Annotated in this window: 25 protein-coding genes; 18 read left to right on the top strand and 7 right to left on the bottom strand. The window is 62.4% G+C overall.

Annotated elements, in window-relative coordinates; genetic code table 11:
* Nucleotides 1-94 precede the first annotated feature (94 nt).
* The 4 genes from AAFN84_RS03855 to AAFN84_RS03840 form a co-directional block, all read right to left on the bottom strand.
* Entirely contained in the window at nt 95-847 is a 753-nt protein-coding gene (locus AAFN84_RS03855) for a helix-turn-helix domain-containing protein (protein WP_347513184.1), read from the bottom strand.
* 66 nt (nt 848-913) lie between these two features.
* Nucleotides 914-1,921 carry a helix-turn-helix domain-containing protein gene (locus AAFN84_RS03850; protein ID WP_347513183.1) on the bottom strand — a complete coding sequence of 336 codons (1,008 nt, stop codon included), beginning with the start codon at nt 1,919-1,921 and terminating at the stop codon, nt 914-916.
* A 52-nt stretch (nt 1,922-1,973) separates the two neighbouring features.
* A complete protein-coding gene (locus tag AAFN84_RS03845; protein ID WP_347513182.1) occupies nt 1,974-2,807 on the bottom strand; it encodes a universal stress protein in 834 nt (277 codons plus the stop codon).
* Between the two features lie 323 nt (nt 2,808-3,130).
* Nucleotides 3,131-3,439: a hypothetical protein gene (locus AAFN84_RS03840; protein ID WP_347513181.1), complete on the bottom strand. Its 309-nt coding sequence runs from the start codon at nt 3,437-3,439 to the stop codon at nt 3,131-3,133.
* A 361-nt stretch (nt 3,440-3,800) separates the two neighbouring features.
* Between AAFN84_RS03840 and AAFN84_RS03835 the strand changes: the two genes are divergently transcribed.
* The 5 genes from AAFN84_RS03835 to AAFN84_RS03815 all read left to right on the top strand — a co-directional run bounded on the left by AAFN84_RS03835 (nt 3,801) and on the right by AAFN84_RS03815 (nt 9,187).
* Nucleotides 3,801-4,895: a LuxR C-terminal-related transcriptional regulator gene (locus AAFN84_RS03835; RefSeq protein ID WP_347513180.1), complete on the top strand. Its 1,095-nt coding sequence runs from the start codon at nt 3,801-3,803 to the stop codon at nt 4,893-4,895.
* A gap of 384 nt (nt 4,896-5,279) precedes the next feature.
* The gene (locus tag AAFN84_RS03830; RefSeq protein ID WP_347513179.1) at nt 5,280-5,858 is read left to right on the top strand and encodes a helix-turn-helix domain-containing protein; all 579 of its coding nucleotides are present in this window, start codon (nt 5,280-5,282) and stop codon (nt 5,856-5,858) included.
* An 87-nt stretch (nt 5,859-5,945) separates the two neighbouring features.
* Nucleotides 5,946-6,593, top strand: coding sequence for a hypothetical protein (locus AAFN84_RS03825; RefSeq protein WP_347513178.1), 648 nt, complete (start codon nt 5,946-5,948; stop codon nt 6,591-6,593).
* A gap of 121 nt (nt 6,594-6,714) precedes the next feature.
* The gene (gene dnaK / locus AAFN84_RS03820) at nt 6,715-8,628 is read left to right on the top strand and encodes a molecular chaperone DnaK (RefSeq protein WP_347513177.1); all 1,914 of its coding nucleotides are present in this window, start codon (nt 6,715-6,717) and stop codon (nt 8,626-8,628) included.
* Nucleotides 8,621-9,187, top strand: coding sequence for a nucleotide exchange factor GrpE (locus tag AAFN84_RS03815; protein WP_347513176.1), 567 nt, complete (start codon nt 8,621-8,623; stop codon nt 9,185-9,187). The genes dnaK and AAFN84_RS03815 overlap by 8 nt, the downstream gene beginning before the upstream one ends.
* 23 nt (nt 9,188-9,210) lie before the next feature.
* Here AAFN84_RS03815 and AAFN84_RS03810 read toward each other — a convergent pair whose 3' ends face one another.
* Entirely contained in the window at nt 9,211-9,555 is a 345-nt protein-coding gene (locus AAFN84_RS03810; RefSeq protein ID WP_347513175.1) for a chaperone modulator CbpM, read from the bottom strand.
* Nucleotides 9,556-10,476: a J domain-containing protein gene (locus AAFN84_RS03805; protein WP_347513174.1), complete on the bottom strand. Its 921-nt coding sequence runs from the start codon at nt 10,474-10,476 to the stop codon at nt 9,556-9,558.
* Nucleotides 10,477-10,667: 191 nt separating this feature from the next.
* Here AAFN84_RS03805 and AAFN84_RS03800 point away from each other — a divergent pair, with 191 nt between their 5' ends.
* The 6 genes from AAFN84_RS03800 (at nt 10,668) to AAFN84_RS03775 (ending at nt 15,273) form a co-directional block, all read left to right on the top strand.
* Complete coding sequence (locus AAFN84_RS03800) at nt 10,668-11,108, top strand: Hsp20/alpha crystallin family protein (RefSeq protein WP_347513173.1); 441 nt, start codon at nt 10,668-10,670, stop codon at nt 11,106-11,108.
* Nucleotides 11,109-11,121: 13 nt separating this feature from the next.
* Nucleotides 11,122-11,505, top strand: a complete 384-nt coding sequence (locus AAFN84_RS03795; RefSeq protein ID WP_347513172.1) for an Hsp20/alpha crystallin family protein — start codon at nt 11,122-11,124, stop codon at nt 11,503-11,505.
* Between the two features lie 13 nt (nt 11,506-11,518).
* Nucleotides 11,519-12,022: an Hsp20/alpha crystallin family protein gene (locus AAFN84_RS03790; protein ID WP_347513171.1), complete on the top strand. Its 504-nt coding sequence runs from the start codon at nt 11,519-11,521 to the stop codon at nt 12,020-12,022.
* A gap of 200 nt (nt 12,023-12,222) precedes the next feature.
* A complete protein-coding gene (locus AAFN84_RS03785) occupies nt 12,223-12,876 on the top strand; it encodes a BON domain-containing protein (RefSeq protein WP_347513170.1) in 654 nt (217 codons plus the stop codon).
* A gap of 336 nt (nt 12,877-13,212) precedes the next feature.
* Entirely contained in the window at nt 13,213-14,898 is a 1,686-nt protein-coding gene (locus AAFN84_RS03780; RefSeq protein ID WP_347513169.1) for a cation:proton antiporter, read from the top strand.
* A gap of 75 nt (nt 14,899-14,973) precedes the next feature.
* Nucleotides 14,974-15,273, top strand: coding sequence for an antibiotic biosynthesis monooxygenase (locus tag AAFN84_RS03775; protein ID WP_347513168.1), 300 nt, complete (start codon nt 14,974-14,976; stop codon nt 15,271-15,273).
* Between the two features lie 15 nt (nt 15,274-15,288).
* Here the strand turns inward: AAFN84_RS03775 and AAFN84_RS03770 are convergent, their stop codons facing one another.
* Nucleotides 15,289-16,134 (bottom strand): aldo/keto reductase, encoded by an 846-nt coding sequence (locus AAFN84_RS03770; RefSeq protein ID WP_347513167.1) that lies wholly within the window; start codon nt 16,132-16,134, stop codon nt 15,289-15,291.
* 175 nt (nt 16,135-16,309) lie between these two features.
* On the opposite strand from AAFN84_RS03770, the gene AAFN84_RS03765 reads away from it, so the two are divergent.
* From AAFN84_RS03765 to AAFN84_RS03735, 7 genes are all read left to right on the top strand, one after another.
* Nucleotides 16,310-16,921, top strand: a complete 612-nt coding sequence (locus AAFN84_RS03765) for an HdeD family acid-resistance protein (RefSeq protein WP_347513166.1) — start codon at nt 16,310-16,312, stop codon at nt 16,919-16,921.
* A gap of 35 nt (nt 16,922-16,956) precedes the next feature.
* A complete protein-coding gene (locus AAFN84_RS03760) occupies nt 16,957-17,469 on the top strand; it encodes a redoxin domain-containing protein (RefSeq protein ID WP_347513165.1) in 513 nt (170 codons plus the stop codon).
* Complete coding sequence (locus AAFN84_RS03755; protein ID WP_347513164.1) at nt 17,435-17,977, top strand: DsbA family protein; 543 nt, start codon at nt 17,435-17,437, stop codon at nt 17,975-17,977. Before AAFN84_RS03760 ends, AAFN84_RS03755 begins: the two co-directional genes overlap by 35 nt.
* 137 nt (nt 17,978-18,114) lie before the next feature.
* Nucleotides 18,115-18,546 (top strand): PRC-barrel domain-containing protein, encoded by a 432-nt coding sequence (locus tag AAFN84_RS03750; RefSeq protein WP_347513163.1) that lies wholly within the window; start codon nt 18,115-18,117, stop codon nt 18,544-18,546.
* 422 nt (nt 18,547-18,968) lie between these two features.
* Nucleotides 18,969-19,862 carry a LysR family transcriptional regulator gene (locus AAFN84_RS03745; RefSeq protein WP_347513162.1) on the top strand — a complete coding sequence of 298 codons (894 nt, stop codon included), beginning with the start codon at nt 18,969-18,971 and terminating at the stop codon, nt 19,860-19,862.
* A gap of 128 nt (nt 19,863-19,990) precedes the next feature.
* Nucleotides 19,991-20,926, top strand: a complete 936-nt coding sequence (locus AAFN84_RS03740) for a pirin family protein (RefSeq protein ID WP_347513161.1) — start codon at nt 19,991-19,993, stop codon at nt 20,924-20,926.
* Between the two features lie 26 nt (nt 20,927-20,952).
* Nucleotides 20,953-22,212 carry a DUF5996 family protein gene (locus AAFN84_RS03735; RefSeq protein WP_347513160.1) on the top strand — a complete coding sequence of 420 codons (1,260 nt, stop codon included), beginning with the start codon at nt 20,953-20,955 and terminating at the stop codon, nt 22,210-22,212.

The following is a 22,212-nucleotide window of genomic DNA, read 5'->3' as shown; positions in this document are numbered from 1 at the left end:
CCCCTGGCGTTCGATTCTCGCGCCTCTCACGACCAGCAATGACGCGGTCAACGCGGCGCGGCAATCTCCGGCCACGACCGTTTCGAGACAACAATCAGTCGATATCGGACAAATTGAGCAGTGCCCCCTCCCCCGAAGTCCGGCAGCGTTCGCGATAGTCGGTCGGTGTAGCACCGACATGCGCACGGAATGCACGGCGCATCGAGCGCGAAGAGCCAAAGCCACTCTTTGCGGCGATGGAATCGATGGACATCCGGGTGCCTTCCAAGAGGAATCGTGCAACATCGATCCGCGCCATATCGACGTAATCGGACGGCGAGACACCCACTTCCTGGGTGAAGACCCGCGTGAAATTGCGCACGCTCATCGCCGCGATCCGCGCAAGGGCATTGACGGAGAGGTCCGCAATCGGATGCCTCAGAATATATTGCTGGACGTTGTAAAGCCGGCTGTGGACGACAGTTTGTGCTGCGAGGTGCACGTTGAACCGGGACTGGTCCCCTGGCCTCTTCAGAAGCACGACCAGACGACGGGCGCCGTGGAGCGAGTCATCACGGATGAGATTCTCCTGAGCCAACGAAAGGTCGAGGTCAATCACCGCACTCGATCCTGACGACACCATCAGTGCGCCGTCGCGAACGAAGATGAGGTCGCCATCGGCCTTGGCCTCGGTAAAGCGCTCCTGGAACAGGGGTGAAAATTGGCAGTGCGCCGGGGCGCGTTGGTCGCCCTCGAGCTCGGCTTCACCCAGCATCACAATTGCGGAAACGGACCATCGAGAGGAGCCGGAATTGGGATTTGCTTCGTCGCCGACCGGCCTCAACTTAAGTCGCTTCAACTCTTCCATGACCCGAGCAATGGCGCGCTCTCCGCGGCGAGGCAATCCGCGCGCGCAGCCGCTTCAAGACAAACGTCAGCCGATATCGGACAAAGTCGGCCTTGATCCGTCTCCGGAACTCCTGAAGCGTTCGCGGTATTCGGAAGGGGTCGTACCCAGATGCGCGAGAAAGGCGCGGCGCATCGAGCGCGCGGAGCCGAAGCCGCTCTTGATCGCAATCGCTTCGATCGACAGGCGGCTGCCTTCGAGGAGATAGCGGGCGACATCGATCCGGGTGAGATCGACATAGTCGGACGGCGGCACCCCGACCTCCTGCGTGAACACCCGCACGAAATTGCGCACGCTCATGGCCGCCATCCTTGCCAGAGCGGTGACCGACAGGTCCGCCGCGGGGTGGTTCAGGATGTACTGCTGGACGGTGTACAGCCGGCTGCGGTCGACGGCCTGCGCCGCCAGATGCACGCTGAACTGGGACTGGTCTCCGGGCCGCTTCAGGAACACGACCAGGCGTCGCGCGACGTAGAGCGCCACATCCCGTCCGAGATCTTCTTCGACCAGCGATAGGCCGAGATCGATCGCCGCACTCGATCCCGCCGATGTAATCATGGGGCCATCGCGAACGAACACGCGGTCGCCTTCCACCTTGGCTTCGGGGAAGCGCTCGGCAAGCAGGGGCGCATATTGCCAATGCGTGGCAACACGTCGGCCGCCGAAAAGACCGACTTCGCCCAGCAGAAAGGCTCCGGTACAAACCGAACCATACCGTCGCGTCTGCGGAATCACTCGGCTCAGCCACTCGATGACATCACGCCCAGGAGCTTTGGGAACACCGGCACTCCCGGCCACAAGCAGCGTATCCGGACCATTCAGGATTCGGTGGAACGCTGAATCCGGCAGTACTCTTAGTCCGGACCCGCAGCGGATCGGACGGTCGTCTTCCGCCACAACCATGACATCGTAGAATGCTTCGGCGACGCGGGCGTTCACTTCGGCGACGCGGGCGTTCGCTTCGGTGAAGACATCCATCAGGCCGGCAAGCTCGAGAGAGTGGACGTTCGACGGCACGAAGATGACGACCTGCATGTAGATGCCTCCGCCCCGCGGCGTTGGTTCGCCAAACAATTGCTCCCTTCAGCTAGTGAGCAATGACAAGCGACACCGGTGATTTACGCAGCAGGGTATAGGTAACGCCTCCGAGGAGCCATTCGCGCAATCGGGAGTGTCCATAACCGCCCATGACGACGAGATCGGCTTTGCGCTCTGTCACCGCCTCGAGCAGCGACGACGACGTATCGAGCCCGCGTCCACTTGCGACGTGAACGGATGCGGCGATCCCGTGACGACGCAGATAGCCGACCAGTTCGTCCCCACGTCCAGCCACCACGTCCGACGGAGCGCTGTCGTCGATCACGACCACGGTGACGGTGCGCGATTTCGCCAGATACGGCAACGCCTCGGCGACCGCCCTGGCGGCCTCGCGGCTCCGGTTCCAGGCGATGACCGCATGCTCGAAGCCGTTCTCGAAGTCCTTCTGGTCGGCAACGAGAAACAGATGCCTTCCCGATTCGAACAGAACCTCTTCCACCACATCATGGAGTTCCACCGTCTTGTCGATGTCGCTGAGCCTGAGGCCGAGAAAGACGTCGGCGGTGCGGGATTCGCGGGCGGCAACGCGCGCCTGCTCATGGGTATAGACGTCGAAGCGCCGCAATTCCGACGTCGGACTGATTGCTCGCAGCCGCGGCCCCAGCGCGGACTCCAGTTCCCTGCCGCGCTCGCGGGCCTGCTCGAGAAGGCGCGTCCAGAATTCGACGCTCACACCGGCTTCGGCCACTGCCGGTTCGGGCAATATGTTGAGCATCAGCCCGACAAGATGGGAATCGAACAGCTTCGAAAGGCTCTCTGCGGCGGCTAGCCGGAACTCGTCGCCGGATGTACCATCAAGCCGCACCAATACCACCTTGATCATCGCTGCCTCCCATCGTGCCGTCACGATTGCCCACAAGCTTAGGAGGGTGTCGCGGAAGGCTCATTGACGGTCGTCAGAGCCAGCAATTTTCTGCGTCGGGCGTGCACGCCAATTTCCAGCGATCGGAAGAAGAAAACTGACATGCGTCATGGCTCGAAAGCTGCGTCGTGTTCCTATCGGGATGCGGCAGCGCGTCTGCACCCGTGCGCAAATTCAATTATCGAGAACCCCAATGTCAGATCTCATTTCGCGAAGCGTTGGAAGCGCTCGACGACAATGCAGCCTAGCCGATGCGCGATGACGAACCGGTGGATGCGGCCGTCTCACCGCCGGGCGAGCGTGCCCCACTTTGGATCCCATAGATCTTCATGTTCGAGCACGACGTAAATGCATTGAAATCCGTAGCGCTTCACGAGCCGATGTGCCTGAGCGAGCGCCGCTTCGACATCCATTTCGGCGCCTTCGTCGGACCCCACATCCCGCCCTCTGCGGGAATGTGCATTCCAGCCCACCGTCGCACGCACCGGCGCGCTTCCGTGCCAGTTGAAGATCGTTACGATTACTTCGTTCTCTACTGCCGAGTTCGGATCATCAAGAACGATATAGCTCTTCGTGCCTGTCGACATCGCCATTGGGAACCCATCGCCCGATTCTTGGACGGAGCATTTCCAGCTCGATGCGGTGTAACGAAATTCAATGGATATTGCTCCCTTCGTCAAGTGTCAGATGGGAGCGATTTTTTGACAGCGCGAATGGGGCTTGAAGCAGCGAGAATGGCGTTCACCAACCGGTGGTGGCGGCGGGATTCGTGTAGGCTACCACGGATGGCAACGACCACATGCGGCACGTTGCCGATGGAATGCTGAGCGCGGTATGCTATCATGAGAACGAAGGAGCAACTGGCGGCATAGAAGAAGACCGATACAGCGTAGCCAAGTCGGCCAAATGTCTCACCAAGCGGCTCCACCTCTGATTCTGAGGACGGAGGATCGCATGCCTCAGACCGAGATTGGCAAAGTGCGGCGCGTATTGCGGGCATTGACGCCGCTATCCGGCTTACCGCTTCTATCAGACGATCTGGACGACGAGGCGATCGCCGGGCGTCTTGCTTCGGTTCTCGTCAAGATCATCGATGCCGATTTCGCCTACCTGATCCTGAACGCTCGTCAGCATGTCGTGGAACTGGCATGGGCGCCCGAAGGACGCGTGCCAGCGGCGTTGATCCCCGCAATTCGAACGTCCCTTGCAGGGTCTCCTTTCAGCCGCCCTGGCAAGATCTGCAGCGCACTCACCGGAGAACTGGTGACAGTCCTTTCGACACCGTTGCGGTTCAAGGGCGAGGCCACCTTGGTCGTCGGCTCGAAACGATGCGACTATCCCACGGCGGTCGACAGGCTCATCCTGCGCATGGCAGCCAACGAGGCGATGGCGGCAATGGAGCGGGAGCAAAGCCTGGCGATTGCCAGGCATCTGGCGAAGCTGGTCAGCCTTTCCTCCAATTTCATCGGCGTGGCCAATCTTCAAGGCATGCCGCTTTTCGTCAATCAGGCCGGCCTCAGGCTTGTCGGCATGGCAGGCATCCAGGAAGCACTGGAGCTTCATGTCGTCGATTTTCTCGATTTCCGGGATCGTGATCGGGCCCGTTACGAGGTCTGGCCCGAAGTCTTGTACGGCGGACGGTGGAGCGGTCAACTTTCCTTCCTGAATGCCAAGACAGGTATGGCCACCCCGCTTCTGGTCGAGTGTTTCCGCATCGATGCTCCTACAGGGGAGCCCGTTGCAGTGGGCACGATCAGCATAGATATCCGCAACTGGAACCTGTCGGAAACTGGGTCGCACGACGAACCGGACCTGCAAAAAACCCGCCAGGCGATGCTGGCCGTGGCGCGTATTGAAAGCCTGTCGGAACGGGAACGTCAGGTTCTTAGCGCTCTTGTCGCCGGACACTCCCACAAGGTGATCGCTCACGAACTCGGCATAAGCGTCAGGACCATCGAAGTTCATCGCTCGCGGATGATGAGGCGCCTGGGCGTGCGCACCCTGGCCGAAGCCATCAAGCTCGCAATCATCTCCGGCGCCATCGACTGACACGAACGCGCACCGTTGTCCGCTACACGGCGGTCGACGTCGCGGTGGTCAGAGCGCCCGACCTGTGGGGTTTCAGAGGTGGATCGCCCGGCTTGCCTTGGGGACGCATGCCAACTCACGAGCCTCAGGCTAACGCGCGCGCTCGTGCACACCTCGATCCACTGGCGTCCCATTGCGGTACGAAGAGGCCGAACTCAAGAGATTGCGGGATTTTACGATACGGGCAGTCCCCAAATTCCCTTCCCGTAGAGTCTGGCCAATGGTGAGGGCAACGGTGCGGGACGCCAACCAAGGAAGGGACCCACCATGCTAGACGCTGCCGCTGGACCCGTCTCTTTGCAGCGCATCTCGGACGCGCCGCCCGAACCACCACGGCTCCGATCCTTGGCTCATCTGCGTCGCTATCGCCGCGAGCAGGACATCTACTGCCAGGAGGAGCGTAGCGACACCTGGTACCGTGTCGTTTCAGGTTCCGCTCGCAAATATCTTATGCGCGCCGATGGGCGCAGGCAGCTTGTCGACATCTACCTGCCCGGAGACCTATTCGGGTTCACGTCGCGCGCGCATCACAAATTTGCCGTCCAGGCCGTTGCGGACGACACATTGATCGCGTGCTACTCGCGCCTGCGCGTCGAGGCGCTTGCAGAAGAAGACCCCGCCACGGCGCGGGAGATCAGGATGCAGGGCTTCGAAGCGCTGGAACGGCTGCAGGAGCAGATACTGGTCATCGGCACGATGACGGCACAGGAAAAGGTCCGCGAATTCCTGCTCTATTTTCACGATCGGCTTTCGACCGGCAATGACAACGGTCTCGCACTGCCCATCTCACGCTACGACATCGCCGACATGCTGGGCATATCTGCCGAAACGGTCTGCAGGGCATTTACGGATTTGCGAGAGCGGGGCGTCATTTCCCTGCAGGGTCCACGCCGCATCACGATCATGCGAAGGCCGAGTGACTAGGCCATCGGGGCGCCGGGCGGTAGGGGCGCGGTGGTGGAAACACCGGCGTCAGTCATCCGGCCGGCGCCTCGACGAGGAGTTGCCGCCATGACTGAGAAAGACGATGTGCTCGAACGGATTGTGGTGCGCGAGGTCGCCGCGGTTTTCCACCGGGAAGACATTCTCGAGGACGCGATCCAGGCCCTGCTTCACGCCGGATTCGACCGCGTCGACATCGACATCATGAGTGACATCGAAACGGTGCGGCAGCGTCTGGGCGCGCTTTATGTGCCGTCCGAGGAAATTGCCGACGTGCCGGGAACGCCGCGCCGTGCCTACATCGCCCGAGACGACATCTCCACCGCGACCGCCGGCGTTGCGGGTATGCTCTTTTATCTCGGCGCGGCGACGGCGGCGATGTCCGTGGTGGCCTCGGGGGGAAGCTTGGCGCTTGTTGTGGCTGCCGCCGCGGCCGCAGGCGCAGTTGGCGCCGGCATCGGGGCGTCCGCCATACATCTTCTCGGCAAGAAGCAGGCCGAACAATTGGAACTGCAGTTGATGTCGGGAGGCATCGTGGTTTGGGTTCGCTCGCGCGATCCCGAAAGCGAGGCGCGAGCGCAGGAAATCCTGGGGCGGTTTGGTGGCGAAAATATCCGCGTCCACGAAATCGAGATCGAAAAGAGACTGGACGACGTTCCGCTCTCAAAGCTCAAGCCCGATCCGTGGCTGGGCGACGAACCGCTGGCTCACCGCTGAGAACTGCAGAAGCCGAAACTGACGACCGTCAACGCCGTCGACCAACGTCGTCTGCAAGACTCACGACAATGGTGCCGGCGCAACGGCTGCACCGACCCGAAATTTCGACGGAGAAACGGTTATGGCAAGCAAGGTGATCGGTATCGATCTGGGCACGACGAACTCCTGCGTCGCGGTCATGGAAGGTACGCAGGCCAGGATTATCGAGAACGCCGAAGGCGGTCGCACCACTCCCTCCGTCGTGGCCTTCACGAAGGACGGTGAAATCCTCGTGGGGCAGCCGGCGAAGCGTCAGGCCGTAACCAATCCCGAGAAAACGATCTTCGCCATCAAGCGCCTGATCGGCCGCCGATACGACGATCCCGTCGTGGAGAAAGACAAGAAGCTTGTCCCCTACAAGATCGTCAAGGGGGACAATGGCGATGCCTGGGTCGAAGTCGACGGCAAGAAATACAGCCCGAGCCAGATCAGCTCCCACATCCTGGTGAAAATGAAGGAGACGGCTGAGGCCTATCTTGGCGCGAAGGTCAGCCAGGCAGTTATCACCGTTCCAGCCTATTTCAACGACAGCCAGCGCCAGGCGACGAAGGACGCGGGAAAGATCGCGGGCCTTGATGTGCTGCGCATCATCAACGAACCCACCGCCGCCGCTCTGGCCTACGGGCTGGACAAGAAGGAGGCCGGCAAGATCGCGGTCTACGATCTCGGCGGCGGCACGTTCGACATCTCGTTGCTCGACATCGGCGACGGCGTGTTCGAAGTGAAGGCCACCAATGGCGACACGTTCCTCGGTGGCGAGGATTTCGACAAGCGCATCGTCGACTGGCTGGCGGACGAGTTCCAGAAGGACCAGGGCATCGACCTGCGCAACGACCGGCTGGCACTCCAGCGCCTTCGCGAGGCGGCTGAAAAGGCCAAGATAGAACTCTCTTCGGCCTTGGAGACCACCGTCAGCCTGCCCTTCATCACCGCCGACCAGAACGGCCCCAAGCATCTCGAGATCAAGCTCAGGCGCGCGAAACTCGAGGATCTTGTCGACGACCTGATCCGGCGCACAGAGAAACCGTGCAAGGCCGCGATGAAGGACGCCAAGGTGAAAGCCGAGGACATCGATGAAGCGGTTCTCGTCGGCGGCATGACGCGCATGCCCAAGGTTCAGGAGGTCGTCACCGACATCTTCGGCAAGGAGCCGAACAAGAGCGTAAACCCGGACGAGGTCGTGGCGATCGGCGCAGCCATCCAGGCAGGTGTTCTCCAGGGCGACGTCAAGGACGTGCTGCTGCTTGATGTCACGCCGCTGTCGCTCGGCATCGAAACGCTCGGCGGCGTGTTCACGCGGTTGATCGAGCGCAACACGACCATTCCAGCCAAGAAGAGCCAGGTTTTCTCGACCGCCGAGGATAACCAGAACGCGGTGACGATCCGCGTCTTCCAGGGCGAGCGTGAGATGGCTGCCGATAACAAGCTGCTCGGCCAGTTCGATCTCGTCGGTATTCCGCCCGCGCCGCGCGGCATGCCGCAGATCGAGGTAACATTCGACATCGACGCCAACGGCATCGTCCATGTCACGGCCAAGGACAAGGCGACGGGCAAGGAGCAGCAAATCAAGATAGAGGCCTCCGGCGGACTGTCGCAGTCGGATATCGATCGGATGGTGAAGGAGGCAGAGGCGAATGCCGAGGCCGACAAGAAGAGGCGTGTGCTGGTCGAAGCCCGCAACCAGGCGGATGCGCAGATCGGAACCAGCGAGAAGGCGGTGGACGAGGCAAAGGAGAAGGCGCCGTCTGCCGACGCCACGCCCGTCGAAAACGCAATCGGCGAACTCAAATCGGCAATGGCCGGAGATTCGGTGGACGAGATCGAGGCCAAGACGAAGGCCTTGCAGATCGCTACGGTGAATTTCGGCGCCAAGGTGCATGCGGCTTCGGGCACCTCGGCCGGTTCCGGCGAGCCATCGGACACCTCGTCAGGCGAGGACGTCGTCGACGCGGACTTCGAGGAAGTCGATGACAAGGATGGTCAGCGCCATGCCTGACACGCGCCACGGACAAAACCCCGCGGAACCGAAACCTGTATCCGATGGGCCGGTCGCCAGCGCGCCGGCGGACCCGGCAACTCTCCAGGCCGAACTCGCCGATACCAAGGACAGACTGTTGCGCGCCTTGGCCGAGCAGCAGAACATCCGCCAGCAGATGCAGCGCCAGCGTGAAGAGGCGGTGAAGTTTGCCGCCTCGCATCTGGCCGAAGACCTCCTGGACACGCTCGACAATCTGCGTCGCGCGATCGATAGCGTGAACGCCGAGACCTCCGGTCAGGACTCGATCGAGCCCCTCTTGAAGGGAATTGAGACGACGGAAGGCAATCTGCTGGCAACACTTGCTCGCCATGGCGTGCAGCGCATCGACGCGCTTGGCACCGCGTTCGATCCTCACCATCATCACGCCGTTTTCCAGCGCCCGGATGCGACTGCCGCGGAAGGCACCGTCGTCGAGGTGCTGCAACCCGGCTACACGCTTCACGGCCGCGTACTGCGTCCGGCGATGGTCGGCGTCGCGGCCCGCCACGGCCATAGTGACGGGCCAGCCGCCGCGTGAAATGGCCGGGCTTTCAATGATGTTCAGCTTACGGACCGTGATCCCCCTCGCCCCGACGTAGCCAGCTTCCGGACGTCATTCAGGCTGGACATGCCGTGACTGTTGTCCAGCGCGTCCATCAATGTGGCGAAGGCGACGCGCAGGCCGTAATACTTGTCGAGCAGATCCAGCACCACATCGACGCCTTCGTCGTTGACGCCCATCTCATCAGTGAGATCGACGATCAGAGCAGCGCGTGCAATGTCGACATCCCGAAACATTGGCCGCCCGTCGCGGACAATCGGCATGACCCACCCGTGGGCAATGAAGAGGTCCAATCTCTCCAATTTCATGTGAAGAACCCGCGCGAATTCCTGAGAATCAAGCATCTATACCCCCATCGCATGGCGCGGGTTGTGTTCCTTGCCAGCCGACCATCCGGCCACGAATGCCTTCAGATCGGCGTCCGGCCGTTCCGGAAGCACGATCTTCAGCGTTGCATAGACGTCGCCCCGGGTGCCATTGCGTCGAGCAACGCCCTTTCCCTTCACCCGCAATGTCCTGCCACTCGAAGAATTCTCAGGCACGGACATCACGACCGTGCCGGCAGGCGTCGGCACCCTGATCTTGCCGCCAAGCACTGCCTCCACGAGCGAGACCGGAAGGTCGAGGCGGATGTCGTCCCCATCGCGCCGATAGAAGGGATGGGGACGCACCTGGAGTTCGATCAGGGCATCACCGGTCTCGGCCTCACTTTCCCCGGCACCGCCTTTGCCGCGCAGCCGCAGCGTCTGCCCGTCGCGCGCGCCAGGCGGAATGCGGATTTCCAGGCTCTTGCCGTCGGACAGCGTCACCTGGCGTACGCCGCCATTGACCGCCTCGAGAAAATCTATCTCCATGGAGTATCTGACGTCGGGCCCGCGCATCCGGAAGCCGCTGCGCCCGCGACCGGAAAAGAACTCCGCAAAGATGTCGTCACCGAAGTCCGCGAAGCCCGCGCTGTTGTCGTAGGGTCCGCCTCCGGCACCGGCGCCGGCGCCGGCGAAGTCGCGATAATAGCGACGTTCGGCTTTTTCCGCCCCTTTCGCATCGATCTCGCCGCGATCGAAGCGGCCGCGCTTTTCCTCGTCGCGCAAAATCTCATAGGCCGCGGAGAGGTCCTTGAATTCCTGCTCGGCCTGCTTGTTTCCGGGATTGAGATCGGGATGGAGCTTCTTCGCCTTGCGACGGTACGCCGACTGGATATCCTTCTGCGAGGCGTCGCGCTTGACGCCAAGAACATCATAGGGATCGCCGCTGTTCATCGGCATCTTCGCAGACCTGTCCTTCGCGCACGTCCCGATGTCAGGAGGAAGATCGCTGGTAGCGTGCATCGTGCTGCCGAAAGCAACTACCGGATTTCCCCCAGTCACAAACTGACGGTCATCAATGCCGCCGACGCGGTGAGGATGCACGCTGCGCAGATATCGTCGCGCCATGCGAGGCAAGAAGGGAGATCGGCATGCTGCAAATTCCTGAAAACACGGGGCGCTGGTACAACCCGCTGCGCCAGATGCGCTCCGCCCAGACGGACATGAGCCGGATGTTTGACAATCTCCGGCTCGCGGCGCCCCCCGAGTTCCCCTTGATGAACATCTGGGCCGGAACCGACGGGGCCGTGGTCATGGCCGAGATACCGGGCGTCGTGCCGGAGGAGTTGGACATCGCCGTCCACCAGAACACGGTCACGCTGCGCGGCAACCGACCTGCCGAAAATCTGGCGGAAGACGCGGTCGTCCACCGCCGCGAACGTGTCACCGGCGCCTTCGCCCGCAACATCATCCTGCAGTTCCGCGTCGACGGCGACAAGGCCAGGGCAACGTTCCGCAATGGCGTGCTGCGGCTCGATCTGCCGCGGCCAGAGTCCGACAAGCCGCACAAGATCACCGTCAGCCGCTCGTGAGGAGAATGCCGCCATGACTGACCAATCAACCAATGGGACCCTGCCCGCAGAAGACACCCGGACCGAGCCGGTCTTCACCCCGCCGACCGACATCATCGAGACGACAGCCGGCGTTCAGATGGTACTCGACATGCCGGGCGCCGATCCCGACACGCTCGATGTGACATTGGACAACCGCGTGTTGCGGATCTCGGCGCGCTCGGCATCCAGCGCACCGGAAGGCTATGCTCTGGTTCATGCAGAATACCGCGATGGCAACTATGAACGCAGGTTCACGGTCTCGGAACCGATCGACACAGCCGCGATCGAAGCCGTGTTCAAGGACGGCGTGCTTCGACTCACCCTGCCCAAAGCGGCACCGTCGCCTGCTGCCAGGATTAGCGTAAAAGCCGCGTGATGGAGGCATCTCGATGAAAATCACAGATCTCATTCCGTGGCGAGGGTCCGCCCGCGAGGTCGCACCTCAAGCGGCACCGATGGACCCCATGCGCGCACTTCAACTGGATGTCGACCGTGCTTTCGACCATTTCTGGCGCATGGTGCCCTCCCCGTTCACGACCCTCGCCCGGCTACCCCAGGCAGATGCCGTCCGTGTCGATGTCCACGACACCGGAACGGAAGTTTCGGTCAGCGCGGAACTGCCCGGCATGAGCGACGCGGATGTCGACGTGTCGATCAGCGATGGCATGCTGACCATCCGCGGCGAGAAGAAGTCAGATCGGGAATCCGAGGAAGACGGCGTCTTCGTCAGGGAACGCCTCTATGGCGCCATCGAGCGGACTGTGCCGCTTCCCGACGGCGTCGACCCGGACGCGGCGAAGGCGACCTTCAGGAACGGCGTGCTGACGATCGCGATTCCGAAGTCGGCCGAATTCCAGGCCAGTACGAAGCGCATTCCCGTCCAGGCGGGTTAGCCCCACCCCTCCCCACGACCCGCCCAACTGTCCGCAACCGTCCCCCACGGTTGCGGACTCTTTTTCATGTCTGGCCGTAGCGCTCGCTCAACCAAAACTGATGGCCATCAAGGTGGGTGGCCGCGCCTGTGCGCTAGCGTGGCGATGCTGCGCAACCCTTACGCAGCTCAGCCTAACCACCCAATGCGGAGGATTGCATCATGACAACGGATAGCGACATCAAGCGTGATGTGGAAAGCGAACTCAAATGGGATCCTGATATCGATGCTTCCGATATCGGGGTGGCGGTGAAGAATGGTGTCGTCACGCTGAGCGGCTTCGTGCGCAGCTACAACCAGAAATATCAGGCCGAGAAGGCGGCGAAGCGCGTCAAGGGCGTGCTCGGTGTCGCCAACGACATCGAGGTTCGACTGCCTTCAATCCACGAGAAGACCGACCCCGAGATTGCCCGCGCCGCCGTCGAGGCACTCAAGTACGAACTTCCCTACTCTCATGAACACATCAAGGTCGTCGTCAAGAATGGATGGGTGACCCTCGAAGGCAATGCCGAGTGGGAATATCAACGCAATCGTGCCGAAGCGTCCGTGCGCAAGGTCAGGGGCGTCAAGGGCATCACGAACCTGATCACGCTGAAACCGCGAGTCGCTCCGTCGGAGATCAAATCCAAGATCGAAGAGGCGCTGAAGCGAATGGCGGAAGTCGATGCGCACCGCGTGACGGTGACGGCCAACGGCGGCGAAGTGACCCTCACCGGCACCGTGCGATCCTGGGCGGAACGGCAGGAGGCCGAGCGCGCAGCCTGGCGGGCGCCGGGCGTCACCAAGGTCGAGAACAAGATCACCATCTCACCGTGATCGATCGGGCAGCGAGACCAGCCGGACTTCCCGGTCCGGCCGGTGTCTCTCGATGGAGGAGCGCATAACGTGAACCGGAAGCAGGAACTGAAACCTGACCCCACGGAGGCGGCAGACCTCGACGAAGTCGAACGTGCGAGCATGGATTCCTTTCCCGCCAGCGATCCGCCCGCGTGGATCCCGGTGCACCTTGGCAATCCCGCCAATCCCAGTTCTGCCGCGCGGACGGCAGATCCACGCCCTGCCACCCCTCCGGATCGGGACGCCAGCGAACAGCGCCCCTCGCCCGATTCCCAAAGTCCCCATCCCGTTCAACGCAGATCGTCACGGTAAAAAATGGTCGAAGACCTGCTGGCCCGAACCTTGATCCTCGTCGCGGCCTCGGGCCTGGCGGTGGGCGTGCTCGCCGCGTTGCGAATGCCGGCCGTCACAGGCTACCTGCTTGTCGGCGTGGCACTCGGGCCATATGGCTTCGATCTGATCAATTCCGCGGAGGAGACGCATTTTCTGGCGGAACTCGGCCTGATCTTCCTGATGTTCATGGTCGGACTGGAATTTTCGATCCCAGCGATTCTCGGCGCGCGACGCGACGTCCTTGTCGCCGGCAGCATCCAGGTCGCCGTGACTTCAGCGCTGGTGGCGAGCGGGCTTGTCCTGACTGGCGTGCAAATGCAGCCGGCCATCATCGTCGGCGGTGCAATCGCGATGTCGTCGACAGCAGTTACGCTGAAGCAGCTCGCCGAACAGGGCGAGATCACCAGCCGGCACGGACGCCTTGCGCTGGGAATACTGCTGTTCCAGGACTTGGCGACGCTGCCGCTTCTTGTTCTGGCTGACGCCTGGTCACGCGCCGGCGAACTGGCTCCGGTCGCCATTGTGAAACAGATGGCGGTTGCGGCCGCAGCACTCGTCGCGGCAGCCATCATCGCGCGGCCACTGATCCAATGGGGGTTCTCGAGGGTTCTCAAGACCCACTCGTCCGACCTCTTCCTGCTGTGGGTGCTGATGACCGCGCTGGGCACCGCCTATGCCCTGAACCTTGCAGGTCTGGCTCCGCCGATCGGCGCTTTTGTCGCCGGCCTGGTAATCGGCGAAAGTGACTTCCGGCACCGCATCGAGGAGGACATCCGACCATTCCGCGACGTGCTGGTTGGTCTGTTCTTCATCAGTGTGGGCATGAGTATCGATCCGGCGATCGTAGCGCTCGCTCCCGGCACAATCATACTTTGGGTGCTCGTGTTCTTCCTCATTAAGGCTGTCCTGGTATTCTTGACCGGCCTGGTTGTCGGAGCCCACCGCAACGCCTCGGCAAGAACCGCAGTCATTCTTGCGCATGGCGGCGAATTCGGATTGCTCCTCATCACGCTGGCACTCCAGTCCGGCCTCGTATTGCCGGACCTCGGCCAGCCGGTATTGATTGCCCTGGCTCTGACGATGGGGCTCGCCCCGCTTGTCATCCAGCGCAACCACTGGGCCGAATGGTCCTTAGGCCATCGTGATCGGCGGATCGCCGCGACTGAGGTGTCGATCCGCGCCGAGAGCGACAGGCTCCATGATCACGTGATCCTGTGTGGCTGCGGTCGCGTTGGCCGCCTGGTGGCGACCGTCCTGGAAACGGCAGACATCGCCTACCTTGCCATCGAGCTGGACCTCGTGCGGTTTCGAGCCGCGCGCCGGCAGGGGCACGAGGTCGTGTTCGGCGATGCAAAACACCATCGCATTCTGGAGGCAGCCGGGCTGGATCGGGCGCAACTGGTCATCCTCACCTTCGATCATCTCCATGCGGTAGAGCGCATCCTGCATCAGATAAAGAAGCTCGACGCCGCGCCGGCTTCGCTTGTCTCCACCGCCGACGACCTGGACATGACGCGCTTTTCGCAGCTCGACCCCACCGCAGTGTTTCCGGAAAATCTCGCTGCCGGCCTCAGTCTGGCGGATCAGGCGCTGCTATTGTGTGGAAAGACGCAGGAGGAAGCCGCCAGCATTGTTGGCGCGGTCAGGGCGAAGCTGATCCAGAATTGAGGGAACTGGTTGGATGTCCAAGAAGTCGATGACCGGTTTGCCGGGATAAATCCAGTATCGAAGAAGGAGACGATCATGGTCAAGAAAGCGCTTTATGTGCGGTTGGAAGCCAAGCCGGGTTTCGAGGCCAAGGTAGAGGAATTTCTCAAGGGCGCGTTGCCACTGGTGGAAGCGGAACCAGCGACGAAAGCCTGGTTCGCCATCAAGATGGGTCCGATGACCTACGGCATCTTCGATGCGTTCCCGGACGACGCCGGCCGTGACGCCCACCTTGCGGGGAAAGTTGCGGATGCGTTGCGGACGCACGCGGAAGAGCTATTTCGCATGCCGCCGCAGATCGAAAAGATCGATGTGATCGCAGCCAAGTTGCCGTGACCCGGCGCTGTCGCTCTATATCATCTCGAGCGGCTGCTTGCCCGATGGTGGCCGAAAGAGGCGGTCGAGCTCCTGAAGATCGGCAGGAATGAGCCGGATGTCGTGCGCGGCGCGATTTTCCCGGACATGGTCCGGTGTGACTGCCTTGGGAATGGCAATCACGCCGTCCTGGCGCAAAACCCAGGCCAGCGCGATCTGCGACCGGCTTACACCGTGCCGATCGGCGACTTTGGTGAGACGCCCATCATCCGCCAGGACGCCCTGTTCGACGGGCGAGTAGGCCATCACCGGTATGCCGCGTTCACGACACCAGGGCAGCAGGTCGTGCTCAATGCCGCGGCGCATCAGATTGTAGAGCACCTGGTCGGTCTGCACATTCTTGCCGTTTGCGACGCCCGCAAGCTCGACCATGTCTGCGGTGTCGAAATTGCTGACGCCCCAATGGCGTATCTTGCCGCCCGCCTTCAGCGCCTCAAAACCCGCAACGGTCTCGGCAAGAGGGGTGCCAAGGCGCCAGTGGAGCAGATAGAGGTCGATCCGGTCGGTGCCAAGGCGCCGCAGGCTCTGCTCGCACGCTGTCACCACGCCAAGGCGCGACGCATGCGTCGGCAGAACCTTGCTGACGATGAATACTTGATCACGCCGTCCTGATACCGCCTCGCCGACCACATCCTCCGCACCGCCATTGCCATACATCTCGGCGGTGTCGATGAGCGTCATGCCGAGATCCAGCCCCAGCCTGAGCGCGGCCACCTCGTTTGTGCGCCTAATCGGTTTTTCGCCCATGCCCCACGTGCCTTGACCGAGAACCGGAACGTCGTCGCCGCCCGGCAGTCGCGTGGTCCTGATGGATGAGGGCATGGCAAAGTCCATTCTGTTGGGGGAGACGCCGCGATCCTATCGGCCGAGCATCGCCTCAAAACTGACGGTCATCAAGGCGTGCTCGGCGAGCCGAGCCTAGGTTTGCGACCCGACGTCCTGGTCGATCACGGTATCGCCATCAACGATCAGGCACCTGACGGAGACGGAGAGCACGATGACAAGCATCTCATCAACCGACAGCCCTAAGACAGAAGCGATGAACGACATGCTCGCCAACAATTGGTGGGCTGTCGCGTTGAGGGGCGTCGTCGCGATCCTCTTTGGCATCGCGGCATTCGCGATGCCGTTCCTCACAATGCTGTCGCTGGTGGTGGTGTTTGCCGCTTTCAGTTTCGTCGACGGCGTCTTCGGGATCGTCATGTCGGTGCGCGGGGCGCGCAAGGGCGAACGCTGGGTCTGGCTGCTCCTGAGCGGCATTCTCAGTATCTTCGCGAGCGCGGTGGCAATCCTTTGGCCCGGCATTACGGCGCTGGCCTTCGTCATTCTTGTCGCGGCATGGGCCCTGATTTCGGGTACATCCATGCTGATCTCCGCGTTCCGGCTCAAGATCGATCATGGCCGAGTCTGGCTCGTGGTTGGCGGCGTCGCCAGCATCATATTTGGGGTGCTCCTCGTCATCTCACCTTTCATCGGCGCCTTGGTGCTTACCTTCTGGGCGGGCGCGCATGCGCTTGTGCTGGGCGCCACACTGCTCGTCCTGGCCTACAGGCTGCGTTCGCACAGCACCGGCCTGCCGAGCAATCTGGCCGCGTCCGGCACGGCCTGACCCGGCGCGGTCGCCCAGCAGCAAGGAGGAACGACATGTCGGCGATTCTAGCCTCGGGAACGAAGGCACCCGATTTCACGCTCCGCGTGACACCCGACCAGACACTGTCCCTGTCGGAGTTCGCAGGACGGCGCGTCATCCTTGCCTTCTATCCTGCGGACTGGAGCCCGGTCTGCGGCGACCAGATGACGCTCTACAACCACGTCCTCTCCGAGTTCCGCAAAAAGGGCGCGGAACTCGTCGGCATATCCGTGGATGGGGCATGGTGCCATCAGGCCTTTGCGCGAGAGCGGAACCTGCATTTCCCGTTGCTGTCGGATTTCCATCCCAAGGGAGAGGTATCACGAGCCTACGGCGCCTATCGCGACGACGTCGGCGAGAGCGCGCGCGCGCTCTTCGTCGTCGACGAGAAGGGCACGATCGCATGGAGCCACCTGTCTCCGGTGGCGGTCAACCCAGGCGCGGACGGCATTCTCGACGCCCTAGACCAGATGCCAACCGTGGAGCAGAAAAATGTCGACGCTCAAAGTTCCCGTCAATCCGCGTGACCACATTCGCGGCGGGCCGAACGCAACCGTCACGCTGGTGGAATATGGCGACTACCAGTGCCCCTTTTGTGCCGCCGCCAATCCGGTCGTCCGGCTGCTGGAGAACCGGTTTGGCCCGGCCCTGTCCGTCATATTCCGGCATTTCCCGCTGATCGAAGTTCATCCCTTTGCAGGAACTGCGGCGGAAGCGGCGGAGTATGCCGGCGATCATGCCCTGTTCTGGGACATGCACGACACCATCTTTGCGAACCAGCATCGGCTGAGCATTCAGCTCCTGTTCTCCATCGCCGGTACATTGCGGTTGTCGCAGATCGGGCTTCGTGATTCGATCACCGGCTCGCTGCACGCGGACAAGATCCAGGCCGACTTCATCGGTGGCGTGCGTAGCGGCGTCAACGGAACGCCGACCTTCTTCGTCAATGGGCGGCGTCACGAGGGTAGCTTCGCCGCACCGGAGCTTGCCGCGTCGATCCAGGCCGCGATGAATGCCCTGGCTCCTGCCCGGTGAGTCTCGTGCCTGCGCAGGAAACTGACGGGCATCAAGGCAATAGCGGGGATTTCGTTCAATCTCACAAGGCCCGCGAAGCTGTAGGACGGGAACTCGCCCGGACCGCCGCCATCGCTCTCAAGCCGGAGGATTTCGTGATGCAACCCCACAGCACTCCCGACAAATATCGCAATCTCCACCTCGCACTGGCAATGGCCGGAAGTATCTCCCTGACGACCGCCATCATCCTGCCATGGGCTACCAGTGAGGCGTTCTCGCAGAACGTCGTGGTGATCGACGTCGATGTGAAGGAAGTAGCCAAAGGCTACCGCGCCTCCGAGCTCACCGACGCCGATGTCGAAAACGGTGCGGGAGAGACGATCGGTTCGATCGATGACCTCATCGTCGACCGTGAAAAGGTTCTGTTCGCCATCCTGGAAATCGGCGGTTTTCTCGGCATCGGCGGCTACCTCGTCGCCATACCCTACGATGCGCTGGAAATCAGCGAGGACGGCTCGTCGATCGTGCTCGCCGAGGGAAGCAAGGAAGAACTGGAGAAACTCCCGGAATTCAACTACGAGGAAAACTGATCGCCCACGGTACTGGTTGAACAGATCCACCGGATCACGCAGTTGTCGTCTCCTCGATCGTCACCCACTGACAGTTTCTTGCTGACGAGTGGGGTCCAGCTCACGAGCACGACCTTCAGTATCTGCGTGTCTTCATCGGCCATCACCGCGCTTCATTCTGGATGAGCTTGGCGTTGGCTACCGGGTTGTGGATTAAACCAACGATCATTCTGTGCTTCGCGAGAATTGCGCTTCTGGCAAACCTTGCCTGAACACGAATTCCGACAAGAGCCACCGGGCGTACGCGACTTCGTGCGCTCCACGGTGATCCATCCGGGCGCCGCCAAGTCAGGAGTGTCCGGGTGACCACCCAATGGCATCTCCAATCATGATGCGGTAAATCTCGTTCCTGCCACGCAATGTCGCGAGACGGGGAACGTCGAATGGATATCGAGGACCTGCGGACATTTGTCGAAGTTGCCGATGCCGGGGGCGTATCGGCTGCCGCGCGTCGGCTCGGCGTGTCCAAGTCGATCGTCAGCCGCAGGCTTTTCAGGCTCGAGGCGGAGCTTGGCGTCCAACTTCTTGCCCGAACGACTCGCGGTGCCGCATTAACGGAAGCTGGAGTCGCGTTTCGAGACCATGCGGCGAGAGTGGGCGCCGAGATCGATGCGGCACGGGAAACCATCCAGCCCACCGGTGACCTGACCGGCCGTCTGCGTGTCGCAATGCCGCTGACCTTCGGTCCGACGCATCTGGCACCGGTGCTGGCGGAGCTGGCGTGCCGCCATCCACGACTTCACATCCATTCATCCTACAGCGACCGCTTCGTCGACCTCATCGCCGAGGGGTTCGATTGCGCGGTTCGTGTCGGCCACCTTCAGGACTCCAACCTGGTCGCAAGGCGCGTGGGCGCGATCCATGGAAAGTTTCTTGCCAGCCCCGATTACATAAGGGCGCATGGCGCGCCGGAGGCACCGGATGAGATTGTCCTTCACCAGGCGCTGATGCAGGGCACGGAAGCCTGGCAGTTCATGGACGGCGACAAGGTCGTCACCATCAATCCGCAAGGGCGCTACAAGGCCGACAACGGCATCGCGCTGGCCGCGGCCGCGGCCGCGGGCGTGGGCGTCGCCTGGCTGCCCGATTGCGTCACCGACGCCTATGTCGCCGCGGGCGCGCTCGTGCCGATCATGACGCGTTACCCGGTGCCTTCGGCAGGGGTCTACGTGATCCGCCCGCCGGGACAGCATCCGTCGCGAAAGGTGCGCGTCCTGACCGAGTTGCTGATCGAGTGCCTGGAGGAAGACGCCAGGCTCGCCGGCATCGAGCGCTAGCAAGGGTTCCATGCGCCAGCCATCCAGCGTTCCACTTTTCGCGACACAGCTCATCGGCCCGCGCGGCTAGCTGCGCGCACGGCCAACGCTTAGGTCAAACCCGGCGGGATCGCAGAAGGATAGCACGCATGAGCTGGAACCCATCACTTGAACCGGGCTGCCCGGACGAGGTCGGCCCCGATGCCATCGAGACCCTCATCGTCCCGCGCTCCCGCGACCTCGGCGATTTCGAGGTCCGGCGCGCGCTGCCGGCGCCAAAGCGGCAGATGGTCGGACCATTCATCTTCTTCGATCAGGCCGGGCCGGCAGAGTTTCTGACCGGTCAGGGCGTGGACGTACGGCCACATCCACATATCGGCCTCGGCACGGTGACCTACCTTTTCCAGGGCGACTTCCACCACCGTGACAGCACCGGCGCCGACCAGATCATCAAGCCAGGTGCGTTGAACTGGATGGTCGCCGGGCGGGGCGTCACACATTCGGAACGCACCTCCGCGACGGCGCGCAGCGGCCCCAACAGCCTGTTCGGCATCCAGACGTGGCTGGCCCTGCCGGACAGCCATGAAGATGTCGACGCCAGCTTCGAGCATCACGGCAAGGACGCGTTGCCCGTCATCGAGGACAGCGGTCTCTCGGTCCGTCTGATCCTCGGCAACGCGTATGGCAAGTCCGCGCCCGCGACGATGCTCTCCGAGACTTTCTATGCCGATGTGAAGCTTGAACCGGGCAGCCGGCTGCCCATGCCGGACGACCACGAGGACCGCGGCATCTATATCGTCGACGGCTCGATCTCGGTGGCCGGACAGGAATTCGAGGCCGGGCAGATGATGGTTTTTCGCCCGGGCGATCGGATCACGGTCGCCTCCGGCGATCGCGGCGCGCGATTGATGATCCTTGGCGGAGCGACCTTCAACGGGCCGCGCTACATCTGGTGGAACTTCGTCGCCTCGTCGCAGGAGCGAATCGAGCTTGCCAAGGCCGAGTGGCGCGCCGCGAACTGGGGCAAGGGTCGCTTCGACCTCCCCGTCGACGACCGGAACGAGCACATTCCCCTTCCCGAATGACTGGGAAGCAGCGTGGAGAGACGACCATGAACAAATGGCCCCAACTCGATTACCTCAGCTGGCGCGAGACGTGTTCGGCGCTGCATCTCTATCTCCAGATCGCCGGCAAATACCGGCTGGCGCACACGCCATGGCTCAACCATTCGTGGAACGCGACCTTCTACGTCACGCCCCAGGGTTTGGCGTCCTCGCCCATCCCGGACGGTCCCGGCATCGAGATCCTGTTCGATCTGCGCGAGCACAAGATCATCGGCACCTGCGGCAATGGCCGCAAGGCATCGTTCGATCTCGGGCCTATGACGGTGGCGGTATTCCATGCGCGCTTCGTGCAACTGATTTCGGACCTCGGTGGAACCCCAACCTTCAGCGGCAGCCCGAACGAGGTGCCGTTCCCGGTGCCCTTCGCCGAGGATGATCGCGACCGGCCGTACGACCGCGACGCCGTTCAGCGTTTCCATCAGTCCTTGATCGCGGTCGACAGGGTTTTCAACCGGTTCCGCACGTCGTTTCTCGGCAAATCGAGCCCCGTCCATCTGTTCTGGGGCGCTCTCGACCTCGCGGTCACCCGCTTTTCGGGCCGGCGCGCGCCGCTGCATCCGGCGGGTATCCCGTCCCTGCCCGACACCGTGGCGCAGGAAGCCTATGACCGCGAGGTGTCCTCGGCGGGCTTCTGGCCGGGCGGCAACGGCATCGACTATCCCGCCTTCTACGCCTACGCCTATCCGGCACCCGGCGGATATCGCGCCGCCGCCGTGCAACCCGAAGCCGCGTTCTGGCACGAGGGACTTTCGGAATTCGTCCTCCCTTACGATGCCGTGCAGGCGTCTGCCGATCCAGATGAAGCCCTGATGGCTTTTCTCGTCTCGACCTACGAGGCGGCGGCGGATCTGGGCGGATGGGACCGCGACCTTCTGGAATGTGCGCAGGGCCGGCCGCGCCAAGTCCGCCCATCCGACGCGGCGATGGCAGAAAATGCATCCTCGGTAGGCGATGAGACGGTCGAGCGCGAAGACGGCCCGTCGAAGGGGCGCTACCGACTGGTCGTCGATGGCGTCGAGGCGGAGATGACCTACAGCCGGGCCGGCGACGGCCTGATCATCATCGACCACACGGAGGTGCCCGAAGCCCTGCGCGGACGCAAGGTGGGCGAGCGACTGGTGCGCCAGGCAATCGAGGATGCGCGGCGCGACGGCGTCGAGATCATTCCGCTCTGCCCGTTTGCCAAGGCGCAGATCGGTCGCCATCCCGAATGGCAGGACGTGCTGCGTCGGTCGCCGGCGACTTGA

This window comes from Mesorhizobium sp. CAU 1741 (assembly GCF_039839275.1).
In the GTDB taxonomy this organism is placed as follows: domain Bacteria; phylum Pseudomonadota; class Alphaproteobacteria; order Rhizobiales; family Rhizobiaceae; genus Aerobium.
This window is presented reverse-complemented; position numbering and strand designations above follow the sequence as displayed.

Coding starts and splice junctions, on each gene's coding strand:
- AAFN84_RS03855 (WP_347513184.1), bottom strand. CDS start 847: ATGGAAGAGTTGAAGCGACTTAAGTTGAGGCCGGTCGGCGACGAAGCA.
- AAFN84_RS03850 (WP_347513183.1), bottom strand. CDS start 1,921: ATGCAGGTCGTCATCTTCGTGCCGTCGAACGTCCACTCTCTCGAGCTT.
- AAFN84_RS03845 (WP_347513182.1), bottom strand. CDS start 2,807: ATGATCAAGGTGGTATTGGTGCGGCTTGATGGTACATCCGGCGACGAG.
- AAFN84_RS03840 (WP_347513181.1), bottom strand. CDS start 3,439: ATGGCGATGTCGACAGGCACGAAGAGCTATATCGTTCTTGATGATCCG.
- AAFN84_RS03835 (WP_347513180.1), top strand. CDS start 3,801: ATGCCTCAGACCGAGATTGGCAAAGTGCGGCGCGTATTGCGGGCATTG.
- AAFN84_RS03825 (WP_347513178.1), top strand. CDS start 5,946: ATGACTGAGAAAGACGATGTGCTCGAACGGATTGTGGTGCGCGAGGTC.
- dnaK (WP_347513177.1), top strand. CDS start 6,715: ATGGCAAGCAAGGTGATCGGTATCGATCTGGGCACGACGAACTCCTGC.
- AAFN84_RS03815 (WP_347513176.1), top strand. CDS start 8,621: ATGCCTGACACGCGCCACGGACAAAACCCCGCGGAACCGAAACCTGTA.
- AAFN84_RS03810 (WP_347513175.1), bottom strand. CDS start 9,555: ATGCTTGATTCTCAGGAATTCGCGCGGGTTCTTCACATGAAATTGGAG.
- AAFN84_RS03805 (WP_347513174.1), bottom strand. CDS start 10,476: ATGCCGATGAACAGCGGCGATCCCTATGATGTTCTTGGCGTCAAGCGC.
- AAFN84_RS03800 (WP_347513173.1), top strand. CDS start 10,668: ATGCTGCAAATTCCTGAAAACACGGGGCGCTGGTACAACCCGCTGCGC.
- AAFN84_RS03795 (WP_347513172.1), top strand. CDS start 11,122: ATGACTGACCAATCAACCAATGGGACCCTGCCCGCAGAAGACACCCGG.
- AAFN84_RS03790 (WP_347513171.1), top strand. CDS start 11,519: ATGAAAATCACAGATCTCATTCCGTGGCGAGGGTCCGCCCGCGAGGTC.
- AAFN84_RS03785 (WP_347513170.1), top strand. CDS start 12,223: ATGACAACGGATAGCGACATCAAGCGTGATGTGGAAAGCGAACTCAAA.
- AAFN84_RS03780 (WP_347513169.1), top strand. CDS start 13,213: ATGGTCGAAGACCTGCTGGCCCGAACCTTGATCCTCGTCGCGGCCTCG.
- AAFN84_RS03775 (WP_347513168.1), top strand. CDS start 14,974: ATGGTCAAGAAAGCGCTTTATGTGCGGTTGGAAGCCAAGCCGGGTTTC.
- AAFN84_RS03770 (WP_347513167.1), bottom strand. CDS start 16,134: ATGCCCTCATCCATCAGGACCACGCGACTGCCGGGCGGCGACGACGTT.
- AAFN84_RS03765 (WP_347513166.1), top strand. CDS start 16,310: ATGACAAGCATCTCATCAACCGACAGCCCTAAGACAGAAGCGATGAAC.
- AAFN84_RS03760 (WP_347513165.1), top strand. CDS start 16,957: ATGTCGGCGATTCTAGCCTCGGGAACGAAGGCACCCGATTTCACGCTC.
- AAFN84_RS03755 (WP_347513164.1), top strand. CDS start 17,435: ATGTCGACGCTCAAAGTTCCCGTCAATCCGCGTGACCACATTCGCGGC.
- AAFN84_RS03750 (WP_347513163.1), top strand. CDS start 18,115: ATGCAACCCCACAGCACTCCCGACAAATATCGCAATCTCCACCTCGCA.
- AAFN84_RS03745 (WP_347513162.1), top strand. CDS start 18,969: ATGGATATCGAGGACCTGCGGACATTTGTCGAAGTTGCCGATGCCGGG.
- AAFN84_RS03740 (WP_347513161.1), top strand. CDS start 19,991: ATGAGCTGGAACCCATCACTTGAACCGGGCTGCCCGGACGAGGTCGGC.
- AAFN84_RS03735 (WP_347513160.1), top strand. CDS start 20,953: ATGAACAAATGGCCCCAACTCGATTACCTCAGCTGGCGCGAGACGTGT.